This is a genomic window from Candidatus Hydrogenedentota bacterium, from assembly GCA_013359265.1.
Classification (GTDB): domain Bacteria; phylum Hydrogenedentota; class Hydrogenedentia; order Hydrogenedentales; family SLHB01; genus JABWCD01.
On sequence record JABWCD010000005.1, the window covers coordinates 25,694 to 44,405 of the forward strand.

At 60.9% G+C, this 18,712-nt stretch carries 18 protein-coding genes; 10 read left to right on the forward strand and 8 right to left on the reverse strand.

Annotated features, from left to right (window positions below; translation table 11 throughout):
• Positions 1 to 241: 241 nt before the first annotated feature.
• The 3 genes from HUU46_05440 (at position 242) to HUU46_05450 (ending at position 2,028) form a co-directional block, all read left to right on the forward strand.
• A complete protein-coding gene (locus tag HUU46_05440) occupies positions 242 to 415 on the forward strand; it encodes a hypothetical protein (GenBank protein NUM53068.1) in 174 nt (57 codons plus the stop codon).
• Positions 416 to 690: 275 nt separating this feature from the next.
• On the forward strand, positions 691 to 885 hold the full coding sequence (locus tag HUU46_05445; protein ID NUM53069.1) for a hypothetical protein: 195 nt from the start codon (positions 691 to 693) through the stop codon (positions 883 to 885).
• Positions 886 to 1,101: 216 nt separating this feature from the next.
• A complete protein-coding gene (locus HUU46_05450) occupies positions 1,102 to 2,028 on the forward strand; it encodes an alpha/beta hydrolase (protein ID NUM53070.1) in 927 nt (308 codons plus the stop codon).
• Between the two features lie 14 nt (positions 2,029 to 2,042).
• Here HUU46_05450 and HUU46_05455 read toward each other — a convergent pair whose 3' ends face one another.
• Genes HUU46_05455 through HUU46_05470 form a run of 4 tightly spaced genes read right to left on the reverse strand, consistent with a single transcriptional unit; the run spans position 2,043 to position 5,686 of the window.
• Entirely contained in the window at positions 2,043 to 2,315 is a 273-nt protein-coding gene (locus HUU46_05455; protein ID NUM53071.1) for an acylphosphatase, read from the reverse strand.
• Positions 2,316 to 2,321: 6 nt separating this feature from the next.
• Entirely contained in the window at positions 2,322 to 3,710 is a 1,389-nt protein-coding gene (locus tag HUU46_05460) for a hypothetical protein (GenBank protein NUM53072.1), read from the reverse strand.
• A 27-nt stretch (positions 3,711 to 3,737) separates the two neighbouring features.
• Positions 3,738 to 4,985 (reverse strand): hypothetical protein, encoded by a 1,248-nt coding sequence (locus HUU46_05465; GenBank protein ID NUM53073.1) that lies wholly within the window; start codon positions 4,983 to 4,985, stop codon positions 3,738 to 3,740.
• Entirely contained in the window at positions 4,982 to 5,686 is a 705-nt protein-coding gene (locus HUU46_05470) for a hypothetical protein (protein ID NUM53074.1), read from the reverse strand. The genes HUU46_05465 and HUU46_05470 overlap by 4 nt, the downstream gene beginning before the upstream one ends.
• Before the next feature lie 172 nt (positions 5,687 to 5,858).
• On the opposite strand from HUU46_05470, the gene HUU46_05475 reads away from it, so the two are divergent.
• The 5 genes from HUU46_05475 to HUU46_05495 all read left to right on the forward strand — a co-directional run bounded on the left by HUU46_05475 (position 5,859) and on the right by HUU46_05495 (position 12,930).
• Entirely contained in the window at positions 5,859 to 7,085 is a 1,227-nt protein-coding gene (locus HUU46_05475) for a hypothetical protein (GenBank protein ID NUM53075.1), read from the forward strand.
• A gap of 493 nt (positions 7,086 to 7,578) precedes the next feature.
• Positions 7,579 to 9,471 carry a phosphomethylpyrimidine synthase ThiC gene (thiC, locus tag HUU46_05480; protein NUM53076.1) on the forward strand — a complete coding sequence of 631 codons (1,893 nt, stop codon included), beginning with the start codon at positions 7,579 to 7,581 and terminating at the stop codon, positions 9,469 to 9,471.
• Positions 9,468 to 9,791 carry a rhodanese gene (locus HUU46_05485; GenBank protein ID NUM53077.1) on the forward strand — a complete coding sequence of 108 codons (324 nt, stop codon included), beginning with the start codon at positions 9,468 to 9,470 and terminating at the stop codon, positions 9,789 to 9,791. Before thiC ends, HUU46_05485 begins: the two co-directional genes overlap by 4 nt.
• 120 nt (positions 9,792 to 9,911) lie before the next feature.
• Positions 9,912 to 10,658 carry a methyltransferase domain-containing protein gene (locus HUU46_05490; GenBank protein NUM53078.1) on the forward strand — a complete coding sequence of 249 codons (747 nt, stop codon included), beginning with the start codon at positions 9,912 to 9,914 and terminating at the stop codon, positions 10,656 to 10,658.
• Positions 10,659 to 11,571: 913 nt separating this feature from the next.
• Positions 11,572 to 12,930, forward strand: a complete 1,359-nt coding sequence (locus HUU46_05495) for a type III polyketide synthase (protein ID NUM53079.1) — start codon at positions 11,572 to 11,574, stop codon at positions 12,928 to 12,930.
• On the opposite strand, the gene HUU46_05500 is transcribed toward HUU46_05495, so the two are convergent.
• The 3 genes from HUU46_05500 to HUU46_05510 form a co-directional block, all read right to left on the reverse strand.
• The gene (locus HUU46_05500; GenBank protein ID NUM53080.1) at positions 12,927 to 13,199 is read right to left on the reverse strand and encodes a hypothetical protein; all 273 of its coding nucleotides are present in this window, start codon (positions 13,197 to 13,199) and stop codon (positions 12,927 to 12,929) included. The genes HUU46_05495 and HUU46_05500 overlap by 4 nt on opposite strands.
• A 46-nt stretch (positions 13,200 to 13,245) precedes the next feature.
• Positions 13,246 to 13,884, reverse strand: coding sequence for an RNA polymerase sigma factor (locus tag HUU46_05505; protein ID NUM53081.1), 639 nt, complete (start codon positions 13,882 to 13,884; stop codon positions 13,246 to 13,248).
• A 234-nt stretch (positions 13,885 to 14,118) separates the two neighbouring features.
• A complete protein-coding gene (locus HUU46_05510; protein ID NUM53082.1) occupies positions 14,119 to 16,059 on the reverse strand; it encodes a sigma 54-interacting transcriptional regulator in 1,941 nt (646 codons plus the stop codon).
• Between the two features lie 287 nt (positions 16,060 to 16,346).
• Here HUU46_05510 and dusB point away from each other — a divergent pair, with 287 nt between their 5' ends.
• Both dusB and araD read left to right on the forward strand, forming a co-directional pair.
• Positions 16,347 to 17,324, forward strand: coding sequence for a tRNA dihydrouridine synthase DusB (gene dusB, locus HUU46_05515; GenBank protein NUM53083.1), 978 nt, complete (start codon positions 16,347 to 16,349; stop codon positions 17,322 to 17,324).
• 2 nt (positions 17,325 to 17,326) lie between these two features.
• Positions 17,327 to 18,019 carry an L-ribulose-5-phosphate 4-epimerase AraD gene (gene araD / locus HUU46_05520; protein ID NUM53084.1) on the forward strand — a complete coding sequence of 231 codons (693 nt, stop codon included), beginning with the start codon at positions 17,327 to 17,329 and terminating at the stop codon, positions 18,017 to 18,019.
• 28 nt (positions 18,020 to 18,047) lie between these two features.
• On the opposite strand, the gene HUU46_05525 is transcribed toward araD, so the two are convergent.
• Positions 18,048 to 18,269: a hypothetical protein gene (locus HUU46_05525; GenBank protein ID NUM53085.1), complete on the reverse strand. Its 222-nt coding sequence runs from the start codon at positions 18,267 to 18,269 to the stop codon at positions 18,048 to 18,050.
• Positions 18,270 to 18,712 lie beyond the last annotated feature (443 nt).

The window sequence follows — 18,712 nt, forward strand, 5'->3', positions numbered from 1 at the left end:
CATTCTTTGAGAAGAAGCTGGGGTCGCCGGAGGCTGCAACAGGCCCGGAGGGGCCGGAGTTCGAAGAGACTTTGTTGATGCCTGCTATCGGACGTGCATTTGAGATTGGGACGGACGTTAGCGTTGTGCGAGTCCACGTGAGTGCGGGTGCAACCCCGGGAGGACGGTCATCGACCTCTGCCTTCCTGCGGTCCCGAAACTGAACTTGGGTGGCGTGAGCGGTGAAATGAGGTAAAGGGCCATGACGACTGTAGACAGGCCGTTTCTCGAGCCCGACACGGCGGGACGCTATGCAGGATTCAAGACGAAACCGATCAAGAAGTACCGTTACGTACCGTGGGGAACGATCGCGGTCTGGTGCGGCGCAATCGCCGCCGCCGCAGTGCTCGTTGCATGGATTCTGGTTCGATATTAGCGGTGTCTGCCCGGTCATCTGTCAATCGGCTCCTCAAGCCTGACAGTTACGGCGGCTCGTCAAGGGCTCGGCTTCGGGGAGTTGTCGGGTCCTTGGCGGAGCCGGATTCGGGGTACGCAACGAATTCGAGTTGAATGCAGCATCGCCGGTGAATGGGAACCTGGCCCAAGTGGATGCCGCAGCCGCGGCGCTGAGAGTTGCCAAGCCCGCTCCCCGGGGGGGAGGCCCATTTTGTGGGGTCTCCTCCCTGGGAGCTGACCTTAACGAGCCAAGCAATGGAATGTTTGCTGGAACCGCACGCCACACAGGAATCGTCGCCCACCTGTCGAATGATTCGATGGTTCCGGGCGCAGCATGACGCCGAACGCGAATTGGAGCGCCTGTTGGGCAATGGCTGGATGGGTTCGCTTCACGACTGCATTGGGATTTGGCAGGTCGACGTCGTACGTCCGCTCCGCGTGACCGGCTAACGGTATACCTCACGTAACAAAAGCAGGGGAAGGCAAGGGGCCTGTTACCGCTGGGGACGGTCACCGCTTCGGTGGCTGTCCCCGCCTCGGAAGCTGCCCCATAACGCCCGTCGCTTCTACTTCCCATTCCGCGTGCCTTTGTCGCATTGCCCCGCGTGACGGTATACTGCGTTCCAAGTCACACATTGTTGTTACTCACCTCGGCTGCAAATCCACATGAATAAAGTTTGGGCTCCGGCGTTTGTCCTGGTATTGGAGATTCTTGGTGTGAACGCGTTTGCGACGGAAGGCTATAAGACCGAGCGGGGAATTGTGTTTGCGGACTTGGGTAGCAAGAAACTGCGGATGACGATGTACTTGCCCGAGACGGAGAGCGCGACGCCGCGTCCCGGCATGGTCCTGATTCACGGCGGCGCGTGGATTCTCGGTACCCGGTACCAGCAATCGTGGTACTGCCGGGAGTTCGCGCGCAATGGTTACGTCGTCATGACGATCGACTACCGGCTCATGCCGACATACGCGTTTCCCGACTGTCTGCACGACTGCAAGGCGGCCGTGCGATGGTTGCGGCTCAACGCGAACACGTACAACGTCGACCCTGACCGCATCGTCACCTTCGGCGCGTCCGCAGGCGGGCATCTGGCGGCCCTACTGGCAGCGACGTCGCCGAAAGATCGCTTGGAAGGGGAGATAAACCCCGGCGCTTCGTCCGAAGTACGCGCGGCCATCAGCCTGTACGGGGCGGTCGATTTGACGCGCTACCGCGACCGCCCGCTGAAAGGGTTCCTGCACGGCCGCACGGAACATTTTTTCAAAGACTTCACATCGCGCAACATGTCGGACAAGACCGCTTCCACGTTGGAGGCTGCGTCGCCGCTGACGTACGCCGGCCCGGACACAAAACCAATCATCTTCGTCCACGGCACGTCAGACAAGTTGGTCCACTACGATCAGTCCGTCCGCTTCTTCAATCGGCTTAAGGAATGCGGTGTGCCCACCGAACTGGTGACCCTGAAAAATCGTGGGCACGGTTTCGACTACATCTTTTGGAAGCAGCGGCGCGAGGTTTTTCGCAAGATGCTGGCGTTTCTCAATCAACAAGGATGTGCGCCGGCACAAGTCGCGGAGAGGAATTCCCCGTAGCGGGTTCCTGCGGGCTACCGGATTTCCACCTCTGTGTGCGAAAACCTCGGCACGCTCCAGGTGACGTCAACGGTCTGGACACGTGCGAGGGGCGGGCCTTCTCGACACCACGCCAAGAACGCCTCCAACAGCGCACGAGCACCGTCCAATTCCGCCTCGACGCTCCCGTCCCCCAAATTGCGCACCCATCCGGCAAGCCCGAGCTCCTGAGCTTTCCGATATGCAGCGTAACGAAACCCAACGCCTTGCACGCGCCCACGCACGACAACGTGCAGCCGCTCCGTCACGCTGCGTCAGCTCCGTTGCACGCGAAGCCGCTGGCCGTAGTCGTTATTCGCCACGGCCACCGCGGTCTGGCACGCCGTTACGACCGTCGCCGGGTCGTTGCTCGTCAAAACGGGCAATATCATCGGCAGGAACGCGTTGATGTCGAGGTCCGCGATCAGTTTGAGCGCCGTAATCTGCACGTTTGCGGACCCCTCGCGAATGACATCCTGAAGCACGCCCGCATTGGTCCTGTCGCCGGCCTTGATGAGCGCATGGGTCGCCTGCGCGCGCTGAATGAGCAGAGACTCGGACGGGTCGCGCCGCTGGCCCAGCCAATCGCGCAGATACTGCATCGCTTTCACGTCGCCCTTCAGCGCGAGCACGCGCGCCGAGTCGAACTGGAGCGAAGGAACTTCCATCAGTTCGTCCCGAAGCACGGCGCCGCCTTGCGGGTCGCCCAAATCGTGGAGCACCCAGGCAACGCGAAAGCGCGCCAAGCCTTCGGTATCCTTCAGTTTCATTTTCAGTTGTTGCGCGACGCTCTCGTCCCCAAGTTTGATGAGTCCTACGCATCCCGCTTCCGCCTTGTCCGGATTGCGGTCAACGGCCATTGCGATGAGCGTGGGGATGATGTCCTTGTCGCCCAAAGTCGAGAGGGCGCGCGCGGCCGGCGCGGAAATGTTTGCCGCGCGGTCTTGAATCATCAACCGGAGCTCGGGCATTACGGACCTGTCTTCCGTCAGCCCGGCGAGTTTCGCCGCGCTCGATTTCACAAGGCGGTCGCCGCTCGCGAGTCCATCCTGAATAATCGTCGGCGACGGAATGGGTTGGCCGGCGATGCTCAAATGGAGCGCGGCGGTGATTCCCGTACGCAGGTCATTTCCGTTGACGAGGGCGGTCAGATAGTCGATTGCCTGTTGCTTGGGCAGAATGCTCCCGCCGAGCGCCTCGCCCGGCACGTCTCCGGCCACGCCGCCCACCGCGAGGATTTCCGCCGTGTACATGCGCAAGGACTGGTTGGCAACGCTCGCGTTGAACAGTTCGGTCGCGCGGACGAGCGCGCGCGATACGATTTCCTGTTGGTCGCTCGTCATGCCACGGTCCGCCATCAGATCGACGGCGCGGACCTTCATCACTTCACCTTGCACCTGGATTTCCTGAACGTCAGCGACCCGGTAGCTCGTGACTTGTCCGGTCTGCGTGCGCACGGTCAGAATGCCGCCTTCCACCGCCACAACCTTGAGGTTTGGGTCTTTGGCGCCGCTTCCCTTCAACACGACCGTTACCAGCGTGTCCGTCCCGGCGATTGCAGACAGACCGGCGCCTTTGCCGCCCACGACGGGTATCTGGGCGTGGCTGACGCTTACCAATAGAAATGGGACAAGCAGGGTCGTGACAATTCGCTTTATCTTCATGGGAGTCTCCAAATGGTCAGTAAGCGCCTAGTGTAGTTCAAAGTGCTCATCGTGGATCAAGCGGTCGAGGAACTTCTTCGCCGCGTCCAACGATGGCACAAGCGGATTGATCGTCAAGGCCTGGAGCGCGCATTCATATGACTTGTGCCGTACGGCCTCGATCGTCAGGCGGTCGCTCTCCTTCAGCGCGATGAACAGGCCGCGCAGAAAACGCGGGCAGCTCCCGACTTTGCGCGGTTTTTGCCCCTTCTTGCTGAGTTCTACGGGAATCTCGACGCTGCAATCGTCCGGCAAATCGCGAATAGCCCCATCGTTCCTCACGCACAGGATCGTCTCGTGTTCCTTCTTGTCCTCGAGCGTCTGAATCAGCGGCACAATCGTTTCCTCGTACCACACGGCGTTCCGCGCCCGGGTCAACTCCGGTATCTCGCAGAGTCCGTTCTGCTGGTACAGACGAAGAATCTGTTGCTCGGCTTCATGCAATACTTCGGCGCGAAAGCGCGCGCACGCCTGCTGGCGCTTGAGAATCTCGTCCTGATGGAAAAACAGGCTGACCGTGCGGACCGGAATCATCCGGAACAACTCGATGAGGCCGTAGTCGAACCCGTCGTTCGCGTCGTGTTCCAATCGCTCGAGCAGTCGCGTCATGTGGCTGCGGCCCTCGATCTTAACGTCTTGAATCCACCCGAAATGGTTCAGGCCGATGTAGTCCACTTGCAACTGCTGCGGGTCGAGACGCAACACGGACGCAACGGACTTGACCGTTGTGCCCGGCAGATCGCACACGCCAAGCACGTTCAATTTCGAGTGCTTCACGAGCGCCTCGACCAGCACGCCCATCGGGTTCGTAAGATTGATGAACACCGCATCGGGATTGGTTTCTTCGATCGTCGCGGCTATTTGCAGCACGACCGGAAGGGTCCGCATCGCATTGGCGAAGCCGCCCGCGCCAAGGCTCTCGTCGCCAATCATACCTTGCCGCGGCGGCAACTTTTCGTCGCGCACACGCGCCGGCATTCCCCCAACGCGGATGTGGTTCACGATGTAACGCGCACCGGAGACTGCCAGCTTCAGGTCCGTGGCAGGAACAACCTTCGTGGGGAACCCGCTCCGATCGATCAGCCGCTGGCAAAACTTCGCGACGACCGGCAGCTTGTTCCCCGGGCGCCCGTACAAGACGATCTCGCGGACGTTGACATTGTGCGATACAAGGGACAGCACGAACTCGGGCGTGTACACGCTGCTGCCGCCAAGGACTGTAATCCGATCAATCACGGGGTGGCGTCCTTGTCGCGTTTGCCGAGCAGGTACTCTTCGGTGAGTCCGGTAAGCGCGCCGGCGACCGCCCGCGCCGCGCGTACGATTTTGCGCGGCTGGGTCTCCACCTCGACCCGGCCCGCGCGTATCGCGTCGAGCACGCCCTCGATCGTCGGCTCCGCGGTAATCCACGAGAACGTCGAATCGTCGTACGGCAGCCAGTGCGTGTCCGACGTGCCAATCATCGGAAGACCGTGCGCCTTCGCGGCGGATTCCGCCCAACGGTTCGGATTCACGGCGCGAAAATACAGGCTGCAATACTCGACCGCGTCAAACAGGTCGATGTTCCGCGTGAAATCCGACAGCAAACTGTGCGGCGCGGGATAATACGGGTGCGGCGCAATAAACACGGCGCCGCGCCTGCCGAGCGCGCGAAACTCCTGAAACGTGTGCGCGGCCAGGTGCTCCGGCGCGGGATTCAGAATGATGACGTGCTTGCCTTCGATGAACTTCTCGATCCCGGGGACCAGCAAGACGCCCTGCCGGCGCGCCACGTCGGACAGGTATTCGCAGTACACGTTCAGTTCGTGACAGGTGATCGCAAGGACGCGAACGCCCGCGGCGGCGACCGCGTCGATGAGCATTTCCGCGGAATACTCCAGCCGATCGAACGGATCGTCGGCGGTGTGCGTGTGCAAGTCTGCTTTTAGCCGTTCCATGTGCGAACCCAGCTTCCGCATGCGTCCCGTGCGGAATCCCAAAAGCGGTTTCGTTCAGCCTCGTCCGTCGCGCCAACAACCCCGAATGCGCCGTGTCGATGATAGCAACGGCGATACATAGGTTCAACGCATTTTGAAGTATCATGGTCGGAGTCGATGAGGAGGTCAAAAAATGGTTGACGCGATTCTGCGTGCGGTAGGAACGGCCTGCATCGTTTCATGTTCCGTGTGGGCGGCGGCGGGGCCAACGGAAAAGTCCGGGCCCTGCGTTGTCCTCGCGTACGACGACACCGGCGACTTCGGTCCGGCAACTCCCGGAACGAAGACATCGGGTTGGCAAGAGGCCATCGACTATTGCGTCGCAAACGCCCGCGACCTCTACGTGAAAGGCGGATTCGGCGGGCGCACGCCCATCTATCACATCGATTCGACGATCACAATTCCCGCTGCGCAGGATTTTCGTATCGACGGCGGCATTTATGTCATCAACTTCAAAGGCCCGGACCCGTCCGTGGACGCGATGCGCATTGACTCGGCAATGAACTGCGAGTATCACCTGGGATTGATCGTGTACGGCGGCACCGGCGCCGGGCTGCGCATCAAGCCCGAGAAGCCGGTTCCTATCGACGGGTTCCCCGTAGTCATCGAAACGCAGATAAACAGTCAGGGTATTGCCGACCCGCATCCGTTCTCGCCCGGACCGCGCGAAGCGGGGACCGGGCTGATCGTTGACGCCAGCGTCGCGGGCGTGAACTACACGAAGATGTATTTCGCAAGCATTCTCAATTTCAAGCAATGCATCGCAATCGGCGGCGAAAAGGGCGTCTACACCAACGACTTCACGTGCGACCACCTGCATTCGAACGCGCACGGCAGCCTGCTCGCGTCAATCGACCGATCGGCGAACTGCAACACGTTTCGCTTTGGCATCGGGGTTGACCAGGGCGCCACGGACGTACGTGGGATCGAACTTCACGGGTACAGGAATGGAATCGAACTGGGCTCGCGCGGCGGCGGCTTCGCTGCGGGCAAGGAACTGATCCTCGGCCCCACGGCCGAAGGAAACCAAATCAACGTGCGCACGCATCAGGATGCGCTCGCCATCGTCTCGGACGAGGCGGAACGTCCCACGAACCAGCTCACCTGGGCCGGACCGCCAGCGCCCGTACGGAACGTGAAAGGCGAAGCGGGGAAGTGGACCTACACCCAGCGGCTCGTTCCGGCTACCGTCATGTTGACCAACGGCGCGACGGCCAAGGTGTCGCTGCTGCGGGGCAGCGACGCCGCTGCAATCGCGTCGCCGCACCAACGCGATATCACGATGAGTGTCGGGGACCAGTTGGTGATCGAGAGCGACGCCGCGCCGGAATTGCGCGTAATCCCGATCAAATCCCGGTAGCGTCATGATATGCAGCATCCCGAGAGTTCGTCGGTCAAGGCGAATCTAGTGTCATGCATCCGAAATTCGCTCGAAAAGTCGAACGCCCATAGAGGTTGTGCAGGAGTTCGAATGCTCGATTACGATTACGAGCACGATTACGAAGCACGAGCACGAAGCACGCCAAGTAGTGCAAATTTCAATCTCACGACACTAATGGTTCCCGTCAATCGATTTTGTCGATGTTTGTAGCGCCCGGTCTCCGTGCCGGGCGGTATTCCACGTAACTGGGACCGCCAAAATCAAATGACGCAGACCACCAGCATGTCCCCCAAAAAGGGGATTCATAAAGTCCCCCTTTGAAGGGGGATTTAGGGGGATGTATCACCGCCCCGCAACACTCCGATGAGCTTTTGACTCGGCAGCGGCACAGTGCTAGCCTGAACGTGCAAGGTGCAGCGCAATTCCTGTACGCCAACCGTCCGGCGCCTGCGCCTGTCTGGGAGAGTAGAGAATGTCAGTATCTTCGGATCGATTGCCGGTCTTCGCGACCGGCCAATCGGACGTGATTACGCGCTCGCCGTTTCCAAGGAGCCGCAAAATATACGTACTCGGGGTTGACGAGAGCGTGCGCGTTCCAATGCGGGAAGTCGTGCAGTCGCCTGCGAAGTCCCGTGCCGCGGCCACGCTACCCGAAGCCAACCCTGCGGTCACCTTGTACGACACCTCCGGGCCGTACACGGACCCGGACGTGGGGATCGATGTCCGGAAGGGATTGGCGCCGTTGCGCGCGGAATGGATTGCCGCGCGCCGTGACGTTGACACGCTTGCCGACGTGACCTCCGATTACGGGCGCCGCCGCGAGCACGACCCTGTGCTGGCGCCACTGCGATTCGAACGCACGCGATCGCCGCTGCGCGCGAAGGCCGGCCGCCGCGTTACGCAGATGCATTACGCCAAACGCGGCGAAATCACTCAGGAGATGGAGTTCGTCGCGATTCGGGAAAACATGCGCCTCGAACTGCAAATCGACGAACTGAAGAAGCAGCACCCGGGCATGAACTGGGGTGCGCAACTGCCAAAGGCAATCACGCCTGAGTTCGTTCGCCAGGAAGTGGCGCGCGGCCGGGCAATCATACCCGCGAATATCAACCATCCCGAGCTCGAACCGATGGCGATCGGCCGGAACCTTCTGGTGAAAATCAACGCCAACATCGGAAACAGTGCCGTCACAAGTTCGATCGAAGAAGAAGTCGAGAAGATGGTGTGGGCGATCCGGTGGGGCGCGGATACCGTGATGGACTTGTCCACCGGCCCGAACATTCACGAGACGCGCGAATGGATCATCCGCAATTCGCCCGTGCCGATCGGGACCGTCCCGATCTATCAGGCGCTCGAAAAAGTGGGGGGGAAACCCGAAGACCTCACTTGGGAACTCTTTCGCGATACGTTGATCGAACAGGCCGAACAAGGCGTCGATTACTTTACGATCCACGCGGGCGTCTTGTTGCGTTACATCCCGCTGACCGCAAACCGTGTCACCGGTATCGTCAGCCGCGGCGGCTCCATCATGGCGAAGTGGTGCCTCGCGCACCACAAGGAAAACTTCCTATATACGCGGTGGGACGAAATCTGCGAGATCATGGCGGCGTATGACGTGTCATTCTCGATCGGCGACGGCCTGCGCCCCGGATGCCTGGCGGACGCCAACGACGACGCGCAGTTCGCGGAACTGAAGACGCAGGGCGAGTTGACGCAGCGGGCATGGGCGTTCGACGTACAAGTCATGAACGAGGGTCCGGGCCACATTCCCATGCACATGATCAAGGAAAACGTCGAAAAACAACTTGACTGGTGCGGCGAAGCGCCGTTCTATACTCTCGGCCCGCTCACTACCGACGTCGCGCCCGGCTACGATCACATAACGTCGGCCATCGGCGCGGCCATGATCGGGTGGTACGGCACCGCGCTGCTGTGTTACGTCACGCCCAAGGAACACCTTGGTCTTCCGAATAAGAATGACGTGCGCGAAGGCGTCATCGCGTATAAGATTGCCGCGCACGCCGCCGATCTCGCGAAGGGCCATCCGGGCGCGCAGGTGTGGGACAACGCGCTGAGCAAGGCCCGTTTCGAGTTTCGCTGGGAAGACCAATTCGCGCTCGCGATGGACCCCGAGCGCGCGCGCGACTTCCACGACGAAACGCTGCCGGCGGAAGGCGCAAAACTCGCACACTTCTGCTCGATGTGCGGGCCAAAGTTCTGCTCGATGGAAATCACCCGGCAAATTCGCGACTACGCGGACGAACGCCACGTCAGCGAGGCCGAAGCGCTCAGCGAAGGCATGCGCGAAATGGCCGAAAAATTCCGCGTCGCGGGTTCGAAAATCTATCACGAGGCCGCAAAATGAGACCCTGTTCGCCCCAAGAACTAAAAGAGAAACTCGCGCGCGGGGACGACTTTATCCTGCTTGACGTGCGCAACGACGACGAGTTGGCGCACGCCAGCGTCAAAGGGTGTATGCACGTCCCGTTGGACAAGCTTGACGATCATCTGGAAGAACTGGAAGCGTTGAAGGGGAAAGAATTCATCTGCATGTGCCATCACGGAATGCGGTCGCAGATGGCGCAAGAATATCTCACGGTCCAGGGATTCAAGCGCGTGCGCAACCTCGACGGCGGAATCGATGCGTACGCGGTGCACGCCGATCCCAGTATCGGCCGATATTGACCCGGACGCCGCGCGCGGCATGGCGATGCGTTTTGGCCTTTCCTGGCCCGGTGCGAATTGTGGCGGCACGGAGCGGCACACTCCGGCTGTCTTGGAAGTGTCGTTGGCGAAGCAGTAACAATGGGCGAAGATGTCAGCTTCCGGCGATCCGGAATCCTCCCGCTTTGGACGAACGTGCGGACGCGTTGCGTCCTGCCTGAACTCATGGATCGTCAGGACCTCGACCCGCGCCAGCGAACCCAGGCGCTCGCGGGCCTGCGCCGAATCAATCGCCTCAGCCTCACCTCGCGACATATCTGGCATCCCGTTCGCGCGTTCGCGCGTGCCGTGAATCGGCCCGTGCGCCTGCTCGATCTCGCATCCGGCGGAGGCGACGTTGTATTGGACTTGGCCCGCTTCGCCAGACACGAAGGCATTTCGGTCGCGGTGAGTGGGTGCGACCTCAATCCTGAAGCCGTGGCGCACGCAAACGAACGCGCCCGCCGCGTAGACATTGACGCGTCCTTCTTCGTGCACGATGTCCTCGCCGATCCCCTGCCCGCCGGCTTTGACGTAATCACGAATTCGCTCTTCATGCACCATTTCGAGATCGATCGCGCCGTTCGGATTCTGAAATCCATTCGCGGTGCGGAACCAAAGCTCGTCGTGATAAGCGATCTCGAACGCGGCACCCCGGGGTTCCTGCTCGCGCATCTCGCATGCCAATTCCTGACGCGCAGTTACGTCGTGCATTACGATGGCCCGCGCTCGGTCGCGGCTGCATTTACCATCGAGGAATTCGGCGCCGCCGCAAACGCTGCCGGCTTTGACGGACACCGTATTCGTAGAACTTGGCCGTTTCGTTTTCTCTTCACGTGGGAGGCATGATGGAATCGATGGAATCGACAATATCGCTCGATCAGGCGTCGCAGTCCATGTGGGACGTCATCGCTATCGGCGCGGGGTGCTCCGGGACCATCGCCGCGCGCGAACTGGCGCGGACTGGCGCCCGCGTGCTACTCGTCGACAAATCCAACTTCCCCCGCTATAAAGTGTGTGGCTGTTGCATCAATCAGGCCGCGCAGCGCGCGCTGGCTTCCATCGGCCTGCACAGTGTTTTATCGCGCGAACGCGCAGTCGTCGCCAATACCTTCGATGTTCGTTTCGATGGGGTGCACGCGAGTTTTCCGCTCCCGTCGTACGCGATTCTGTCGCGGGAGCGATTTGACGCCGCGCTCGTCCGCGAAGCGATACGCGCGGGAGCGGAGTTTCTGTCCGGCGTTCAGGCCACGCTGCAATCGACCGAAGACACGTTGCGGACCGTGACCTTGCGCCACGGCAACAACGTAGCCACTGCCAGCGTGTCGATCGTAATTCTCGCCGACGGTTTGGGCAGTCGTCTGCTCCGCGCCACCGACGATTTCGATTCGCCGCCCGCGGCCACGTCCCGCATCGGCATGGGCGCGGTTTCGGTCGCCGCTCCGACGGATTACCGGCCCGGTACCGTCTACATGGCCTGCGCGCAGCACGGCTACCTGGGCGCGTGCCGGCGGGAAGACGGACGCTTGACGCTCGCCGCGGCGTGCGATGCCGGCTTTGTGCGCGAATGCGGCGGCCTATCCGGTGCGGCACGCGCTATCTTATCCGATGCGGGCTATCCCTCGATTCCCGACATCGACGAGATATCGTGGAAAGGCACGCCCGCGCTGACGCGAAACGCCTCGACCGCCGCCGCGCACCGCGCGTTCGTTGTCGGCGACGCGGCGGGATATGTCGAGCCGTTTACCGGCGAGGGAATGAAATGGGCCATCGAGTCGGCCATCGCGCTGGCGCCGATTGCGCGGCAGGCCTTGGAGCGTTACGAATCGCGCTACGAACACGATTGGATCGCCGCGCGGCAACGCATCGTTACAAATCGCGCCGCGGTTTGCCGGATCGTTGCCGCCTCCCTCCGATATCCGGCACTGGTCAAGACTGCGCTTCGAGTGTTGGAGGTGGCGCCCGTGGCCGCTGTCCCGTTCGTGCGCAGGCTCAACGCGCCGCAACCGGCGCAGAAAGAAGTTGTGCTGTGAGTCAGTTTGCCATCATGGGACAAGGCACGGCGTTGCCGGAGCATTCCATCGGGATCGACGAGTCGCTGGTCTACGCCGCAAAAGCGTTCGAGGCGACGGGCGAACAGGAACGCCAGTTGAAGCTCTTGTACAAGATGACCGGTGTTCAGCGCCGTCATACCTGCGTGCTGTGCGCGCCGGAAGGCCAACCCGACCGGCAACCGTTCTTTCCCGAACCGAACGGCGCCATGCGCCAAGGTCCATCCATCCGAGCGCGCATGGAGAAGTATGAAAACGATTCGTTGCCGTTGGCGGTCGAGGCATCGCGAAAGGCGCTCGATCAATCGGGCGTGGACCCGTTGGCCATCACGCATTTGGTCACCGTATCGTGCAGCGGGTTCGCCGCGCCCGGCGTCGATATCGGGCTCATCAAAACGCTTGGCCTGCCGACCACGTGCCAACGCACGCACGTGGGCTTCATGGGGTGTCACGGCGCGCTGAATGGACTGCGCGTCGCGCGCGGTTTCGTCGAGAGCGATCCCAGTGCGCGCGTGCTGCTGTGCGCGGTGGAACTGTGCAGTCTTCATTACCACTATGGCTGGAACCCGCAACAAATTGTGGCGAACGCGTTGTTTGCCGATGGCTCCGCCGCCGTCGTCGGCGGCGCCGCAAACGGCAACGACGATGCGTGGCGCATCGGCGGCACCGGTTCGTGTCTCGTGCCCGATTCCGAAGACGCGATGACCTGGCGGATCGGCAACAACGGTTTTATCATGTCGCTTTCCTCGCGCGTGCCCGAATTGATTGGCAGCCACCTGCGCCCGTGGATGGAATCGTGGCTGAAACAGCAACGGCTCGCGTTGAGCGATGTCAAGTCGTGGGCGGTCCATCCCGGCGGCCCGCGCATCCTCGGCTCGGTCGTGAAAGCGCTCGACCTCGCGAAAGACGCCGTCGACGTGTCGCGCGAAGTGCTTCGCGATCACGGCAACATGTCTTCGCCGACGATTCTTTTTATACTGAAACGGTTACGCGATGCCAATGCTCCACGACCGTGTGTAGCTCTTGGCTTTGGGCCCGGACTTGTAGCCGAAGCGTCACTCTTCGTTTAGTCGGGAGATTTGCTCTCGCGAATTAGCGACCCGATGTACATGGATGAGTTGTTTACTTGCGTCCCGAGGGTTTGAAGTCGCTTCACAAGTTGAACGCCGGCATCGTCCATGAACGATACTCCGGCGAGGTCCATCCGGAGCGGCTTTCCCTCGCGCAGGATTAACGCCGTCAGGCGATCGAGTTCGGCGACCGACTCGCCGACAAGCTTTCCCTCGACCACTAGGGGAATTCCGTCCCAATCGCTATCATCCAACGTAATGCGTAACATGGGTTATTCCGGTTGGTTATGTGTGCCGCGAAGAAATTCGAGTTACCTACGGCATGGCGGCTGATGGGAGTTCCGTGGAGCGCGCGCGCCTGCTTTGCCGACGTTCCGCGATGATGCCGCAACGCTTTGCGTAGTCAATTAAGTCCGTGCGTAGTTTGGCACGGCCACGGGATAGGTGCGTCATTACGGTTCCCACGGGCATGCGCAAGATGTCCCCGATCTCTTGATACGAAAGCCCGTCACTAGACCGCAGCAAGATGCAGGATCGCTCGGCCGGGGACAGCCGCTTGAACGCGAGGATCACCTCGTCTCCACAGTGTTCGAGAAACCCCGTCGGATCATCGAGCACGTCCGCATACTCAGGTCGCTCGCGCACGCAAAGAACATGGGGATCGACTTCGTCCAACGGCTTTGCGGCGCGTCCGGCTTCGCGATTTGCCACGTAACATTTGTTCACGAGAATTCGATACATCCACGCACGGAAGTTGGTGCCCGGGGTGAAATTGTGGTAGTTCTCGAAGCCGGATAGAACGGCCGATTGGAAGACATCATCGGTCATTTGGGGATTCCACAAGGTCCTCGCGGCAAACCGATAGAATTCGTGCCGGTACTTCTCGACATGCTCCAAGAATTCGTGCGCTCTCGAGCTGTCGGTTCGTTCATCGGTTGCTGTCGTGCTCCGCATTGGCGTCACTCCCCAACGTGATACTCACCCAACTTGGCTTTGATGGCTTTTACGTTCAATTTGCCGTTGAACGCATGCACAGAAAGCACGACGCGTGCCAACAGTTCGGAGGCTTTACAGTCCTTTGTTTACAATGACTTATGCGGGAAATGGCGCTGGCGCGCCGTGGAGGGGGCCCACGAACCACGACAATTCGTGGGTGCGGCCACGAATTGTCGTGGGTGAAAGTTAGAGCTACGTCGACACAGTGCGGCCGGTCTGACGCACGATGCCGAGTTTTTTCATGCGGCTTCGCAAAGTGTTTGGGTGCATGTTGAGCGCCGTCGCAGCGCCCTTCATTCCCTCGATGACCCAGCCCGTTTTGGCAAGTGTCCGCACGATGTGATCGCGTTCGATCTCATCGAGCGTGCCGCGCTGTTCGTGGGGCTCGATGGGGACTGTCGCAGGAAGCAGACTCTCGTCGACGGTCAGCACGGGTTCACACGAGAGGATCATCGCTCGCTCGACGAGGTGTTCGAGTTCACGGGCGTTTCCAGGCCATGCATAGTTCTTCAGCCGCTCCATGGTGCCCGCATCGATTTCGTGAAAGTGTTTTCCCATCCGGTTCATGTATTTGGTTACAAAGTATCGCGCAAGAATGGGAATGTCGTCACGGCGCTCGCGCAGCGGAGGCAACGGGATCGGCACGACGTTCAACCGAAAATAGAGGTCCTCGCGGAACTGACCTTCCTGTACCGCTTTCGCAAGGTTTCGGTTCGTAGCCGCAATGACTCGCACGTCTGTCGTGATGGTGTCCGTGCCGCCGACACGCTCGAACTCTCTTTCCTGAAGCACGCGCAAAAGCTTCGCCTGCACTTCGGGCGGAATGTCGCCAATCTCATCGAGAAAAATCGTTCCGCCGTTGGCAAGTTCGAAACGGCCGATCCGGCGCGATAACGCACCGGTAAACGCCCCTTTCTCGTGTCCGAACAATTCGCTTTCCACCAGGCCCACGGACAGCGCCGCGCAATTCACTTTGATTAGTGGTCTTTCTTTGCGCCGGCTTAAGCTGTGTACAGCTCGGGCGACGAGTTCCTTACCGGTGCCGGTCTCGCCAGTGATGAGTACCGCGGCATCCGTTGGAGCTACGCGCGCAATGTCCGATACCGCTCGCCGAAATGCCGCAGATTGGCCTACCATTTCCTCGAAATTGTATTCGGCCTTGATTTCATCCTGAAGATACCTGCTTTCCAACCGTAGCGAATGCATTTTCTCTTCGGCTTCGCGCCGTTCATTCAAATCCCGCAGGATGATCGTGTACAGCATTTCGCCATTCGCGCGCCCGAAGGACACTGTTCCCTCGATAGGGAACTCCGATCCATCCATTCGGCGTGCACAAAAATGTTCCTCCGCATGAATGTATTGTTGCCGCCGCTGCGACTTGTCCGTCAGGGCCGGGAGCGTCTTGTCGATGAACTCGCGGAACGGCCCGGTCAGAAAGCGGGCGAGGGGGCTCCCCACCGCTTCGGCAGCACGGCATCCCAGTGCCGACTCCGCTGCCGCATTCAGCAGTCGAATGTGGCCGGCCGCGTCGACAGTAATGATAGCGTCCAACGCCGATGCCAGGATCGTGGCGAGCCGTTGTTCGCTTTCTACGAGCGCGCGTTCGGCACGTTTTCGTTCGAGTTCGGCGCGCGCACGGCTCGCGAACACTTTGAAGATCGCCAGGCAGCGCGGCTCCGGCGGCATCGCTTTCCGGTCGCACACGGCCAAATGCCCGAGCACGTCGTTATTGTTGTCCAACAACGGGACCCCGAGATAACTTCGAATCCCTTTTTCCGCAAGCGGTTTGTCGGCCGGAAACGATTCCGCGACGTGATCGCTGTAGAGGCACAGTCCGCCCGCCACGACCTTTTCGCAGGGGGTCCCTGTCAGGTCGAATTCGACATTGGGCACGATCGAGCCTTCGCTGGCGAACGCAAGGGTCCGCACTCGAGTTTTGGTTTCGGCGAACTCGGCAACAAACGCCATTGTCACGTCCAGCGCAACCGCAAGTTGCAGCGCCAACGCCCGGAAGAATTCGTCGCCAGTGACCGTTGCGGTCCCTTCAACTAGCGCTCGCAAGAGCGTGTCCTCGGTCGGCAGATTGTGCTCGGGGGCGGAAAGATCAACTGCGGAGGTAGCGATGGCGCGCATAACGACGTCCGCAGTGTCCGTCCCCGGTTCGATCCGCGCCATACCGGCAGTCTCCGTGCAATCGCGACTGGGCCAACCTGAAGCGAAAGAATACTATCGTATCGAACAGCAAAACAGAAGCCGAACTGCTTTCATTCCAACCACTTTGCGTGCCGGTCCTGGGGCGCGTGACCATGCCGGATGCCGGCAAGCCCCGCAATCGTGTAGACTTCCTGTGCGGACCGTCGACAGGACGCTTCGCCGCGATGAATGACGAACTGCCGGGGCAATCCCGGCGCTACGTAAAGATGCAGATCGGCCACATTCAACTGTTAAAACCCCTCGCGCTCGCGCCCATGGAGGACGTGACGGACATCCCGTTTCGCCTCGTGTGCAAGCGGCTCGGCGCGGACCTGCTGTACACCGAATTCACCAGCAGCGAGGCGCTGATCCGCGACGCGCGCAAGGCCCTCGCGAAGATACGCGTCGTCGACGAAGAGCGCCCCGTCGCGGTGCAGATTTTCGGCGGCGTCGAAACGTCCATGGAAGGCGCCGCGCAGATCGCCGAACGCGCCAACCCCGACTTCATCGACATCAACTGCGGCTGCTGGGTGAAGAAGGTCGCCCTGCGCGAGGCGGGCGCGGGACTGCTGCGCGACCTCGGCAAATTCGAGGCGATCGTGAAATCGGTCATCGCGGGCACGAAGCTGCCCGTGACCGTGAAAACGCGGCTCGGCTGGGACGAGAAAAGCATTGTCATCCTCGATGTCGCGCGCATGGTCGAGCAGACCGGCGCGCAGGCGCTCGCCGTACACTGCCGCACGCGCGACCAGGGCCATCGCGGCAACGCGGATTGGTCGTGGCTGGAAAAGATTAAGGGCGTCGTGTCGATTCCCATCATCGGCAACGGCGACGTGGAAACCCCGGAGGACGTAAAACGCATGTTCGAGACCGGCTGCGACGGCGTCATGATTGGCCGCGGCGCAATCCAGAACCCGTGGATTTTCCAGCAGGCCAAATATTTCATGCAGACCGGCGACACCATGCCCGAACCTTCCATCGGCGAACGCATCGAAACCTGCCTTGGCCACCTGCGCCTCGTCGTTCAGGAGCGCGGCGAACACCGCGGCGTCGTCGAATTCCGAAAACACTACGCCGGCTACCTCAAAGGCCAGCGCAACGCCGCCAAGGTGCGGGCGGAACTGATGCACTTCCACGAATACGCACCGGTCGAGGCGCGCCTGCTCGCCTTCGCCGACGCGTGCACGAGCGAGGCCGCCGCATGAGCATCGCCGATCTCAAAAAGTCTGTCTGCGACGCAAACCTTGACCTCGTGTTTCACGGCCTCGTCAAGCTCACCTTCGGCAACGCCAGCGCCATCGACCGCGAAGCCGGGCGCGTCGTCATCAAGCCGAGCGGCCTCGCGTACGAAAAAATGAAGCCGCGCGACATGGTCGTCGTGAACCTTGCCGGCGAGGTCGTCGAAGGCGGCCTCAAGCCCTCCGTCGATCTACCCACGCACCTCGCGCTCTACGAAGCCTTTCCATCCATCGGCGGCATCGCGCACTCGCACTCGCACTACGCAACCTGCTGGGCGCAGGCGTGCCGGCCCATTCCCTGCCTCGGCACCACGCACGCGGATTACTTCTACGGCGAAATCCCCGTAACGGAACCGCTATCGAAGGACGACGTGGGGGAGGACTACGAGCGCGCGATTGGCGCGTCCATCGTGCGCGCCTTCGCGGACCGCGACGCCCTCGAATGCCCCGGCGTGCTCGTCGCCAACCACGCGCCCTTCGCCTGGGGCGAAACCGTCGGCAAGGCAGTCGAGAATGCGCGCGTCCTCGAAGAAATCGCGCACCTCGCGCTGCACACGCTCGCGCTCAACCCGTCCCAAACGGACATCGCCGCGCATCTCCTCGACAAACACTTCTTCCGCAAACACGGCGACACCGCCTACTACGGGCAAGAAAGCTATTGATTGACTAACGGTATTGGCGGCGTGAATATCAACGGACTCTTACTTTCTCAACCACCGCCAACACATCCTCCTTGAAGCTTTCCGGCGCTTCGACGCAACCCCATCCCAACGTAGTCTGAAAAAGACCGTCGTATGCCGAGTCGTGGTATGAGCGAATGATGTGGGGAAGGCCCCGCGATTCGAGGAGTTGGCCAACGATTTGGGCCTGAAACTCATTTTCAAGTTCGGCAATGTGGATTGTGCGATCCATGTCCGCTCCTTCTGTGCCCCAAAGGGCGTGCGTCGAATCCGAATCCGCCACGGACCATAATACACCCGCTTCAGTACGCGCTCGCGATCCATCGAGGCACTCCAAGACACTTCGCGCAAATACAAGACGTCGATTGCCCGCGCGGAGCGCTTTGAAGTGCGCCCCGATAGCGGCGCCTTTCTTCGCCCAGGGTCCAAATGTCGCCACTTCAAGTGCAGCTGACCTGGGCGCAAGACACCCTTTACCCGCACTATTTGCCAACCGCTTGCGCCTAGTCCCGCAGACCCGAATTGCGCCGGCACTGCAACGCGCCGCACAGTGAAGTGAGTGGGGCGACAGGTGGATATTGGTTGTATTTTCGCGTATAGCGTTCGACGAGGCAAAGCGGAGCTTTTCAAGAGCGCGTTACGAAGTGGAAACTTCGGAACGAGTCGAACGGGTGA

Excerpts from the sequence above, each read along its gene's own strand:
- HUU46_05440 (NUM53068.1), top strand. The coding sequence starts at position 242 with ATGACGACTGTAGACAGGCCGTTTCTCGAGCCCGACACGGCGGGACGC.
- HUU46_05445 (NUM53069.1), top strand. The coding sequence starts at position 691 with ATGGAATGTTTGCTGGAACCGCACGCCACACAGGAATCGTCGCCCACC.
- HUU46_05450 (NUM53070.1), top strand. The coding sequence starts at position 1,102 with ATGAATAAAGTTTGGGCTCCGGCGTTTGTCCTGGTATTGGAGATTCTT.
- HUU46_05460 (NUM53072.1), bottom strand. The coding sequence starts at position 3,710 with ATGAAGATAAAGCGAATTGTCACGACCCTGCTTGTCCCATTTCTATTG.
- HUU46_05470 (NUM53074.1), bottom strand. The coding sequence starts at position 5,686 with ATGGAACGGCTAAAAGCAGACTTGCACACGCACACCGCCGACGATCCG.
- HUU46_05475 (NUM53075.1), top strand. The coding sequence starts at position 5,859 with ATGGTTGACGCGATTCTGCGTGCGGTAGGAACGGCCTGCATCGTTTCA.
- thiC (NUM53076.1), top strand. The coding sequence starts at position 7,579 with ATGTCAGTATCTTCGGATCGATTGCCGGTCTTCGCGACCGGCCAATCG.
- HUU46_05485 (NUM53077.1), top strand. The coding sequence starts at position 9,468 with ATGAGACCCTGTTCGCCCCAAGAACTAAAAGAGAAACTCGCGCGCGGG.
- HUU46_05490 (NUM53078.1), top strand. The coding sequence starts at position 9,912 with ATGGGCGAAGATGTCAGCTTCCGGCGATCCGGAATCCTCCCGCTTTGG.
- HUU46_05495 (NUM53079.1), top strand. The coding sequence starts at position 11,572 with ATGGGCCATCGAGTCGGCCATCGCGCTGGCGCCGATTGCGCGGCAGGC.
- HUU46_05500 (NUM53080.1), bottom strand. The coding sequence starts at position 13,199 with ATGTTACGCATTACGTTGGATGATAGCGATTGGGACGGAATTCCCCTA.
- HUU46_05505 (NUM53081.1), bottom strand. The coding sequence starts at position 13,884 with ATGCGGAGCACGACAGCAACCGATGAACGAACCGACAGCTCGAGAGCG.
- HUU46_05510 (NUM53082.1), bottom strand. The coding sequence starts at position 16,059 with ATGCGCGCCATCGCTACCTCCGCAGTTGATCTTTCCGCCCCCGAGCAC.
- dusB (NUM53083.1), top strand. The coding sequence starts at position 16,347 with ATGCAGATCGGCCACATTCAACTGTTAAAACCCCTCGCGCTCGCGCCC.
- HUU46_05525 (NUM53085.1), bottom strand. The coding sequence starts at position 18,269 with ATGGATCGCACAATCCACATTGCCGAACTTGAAAATGAGTTTCAGGCC.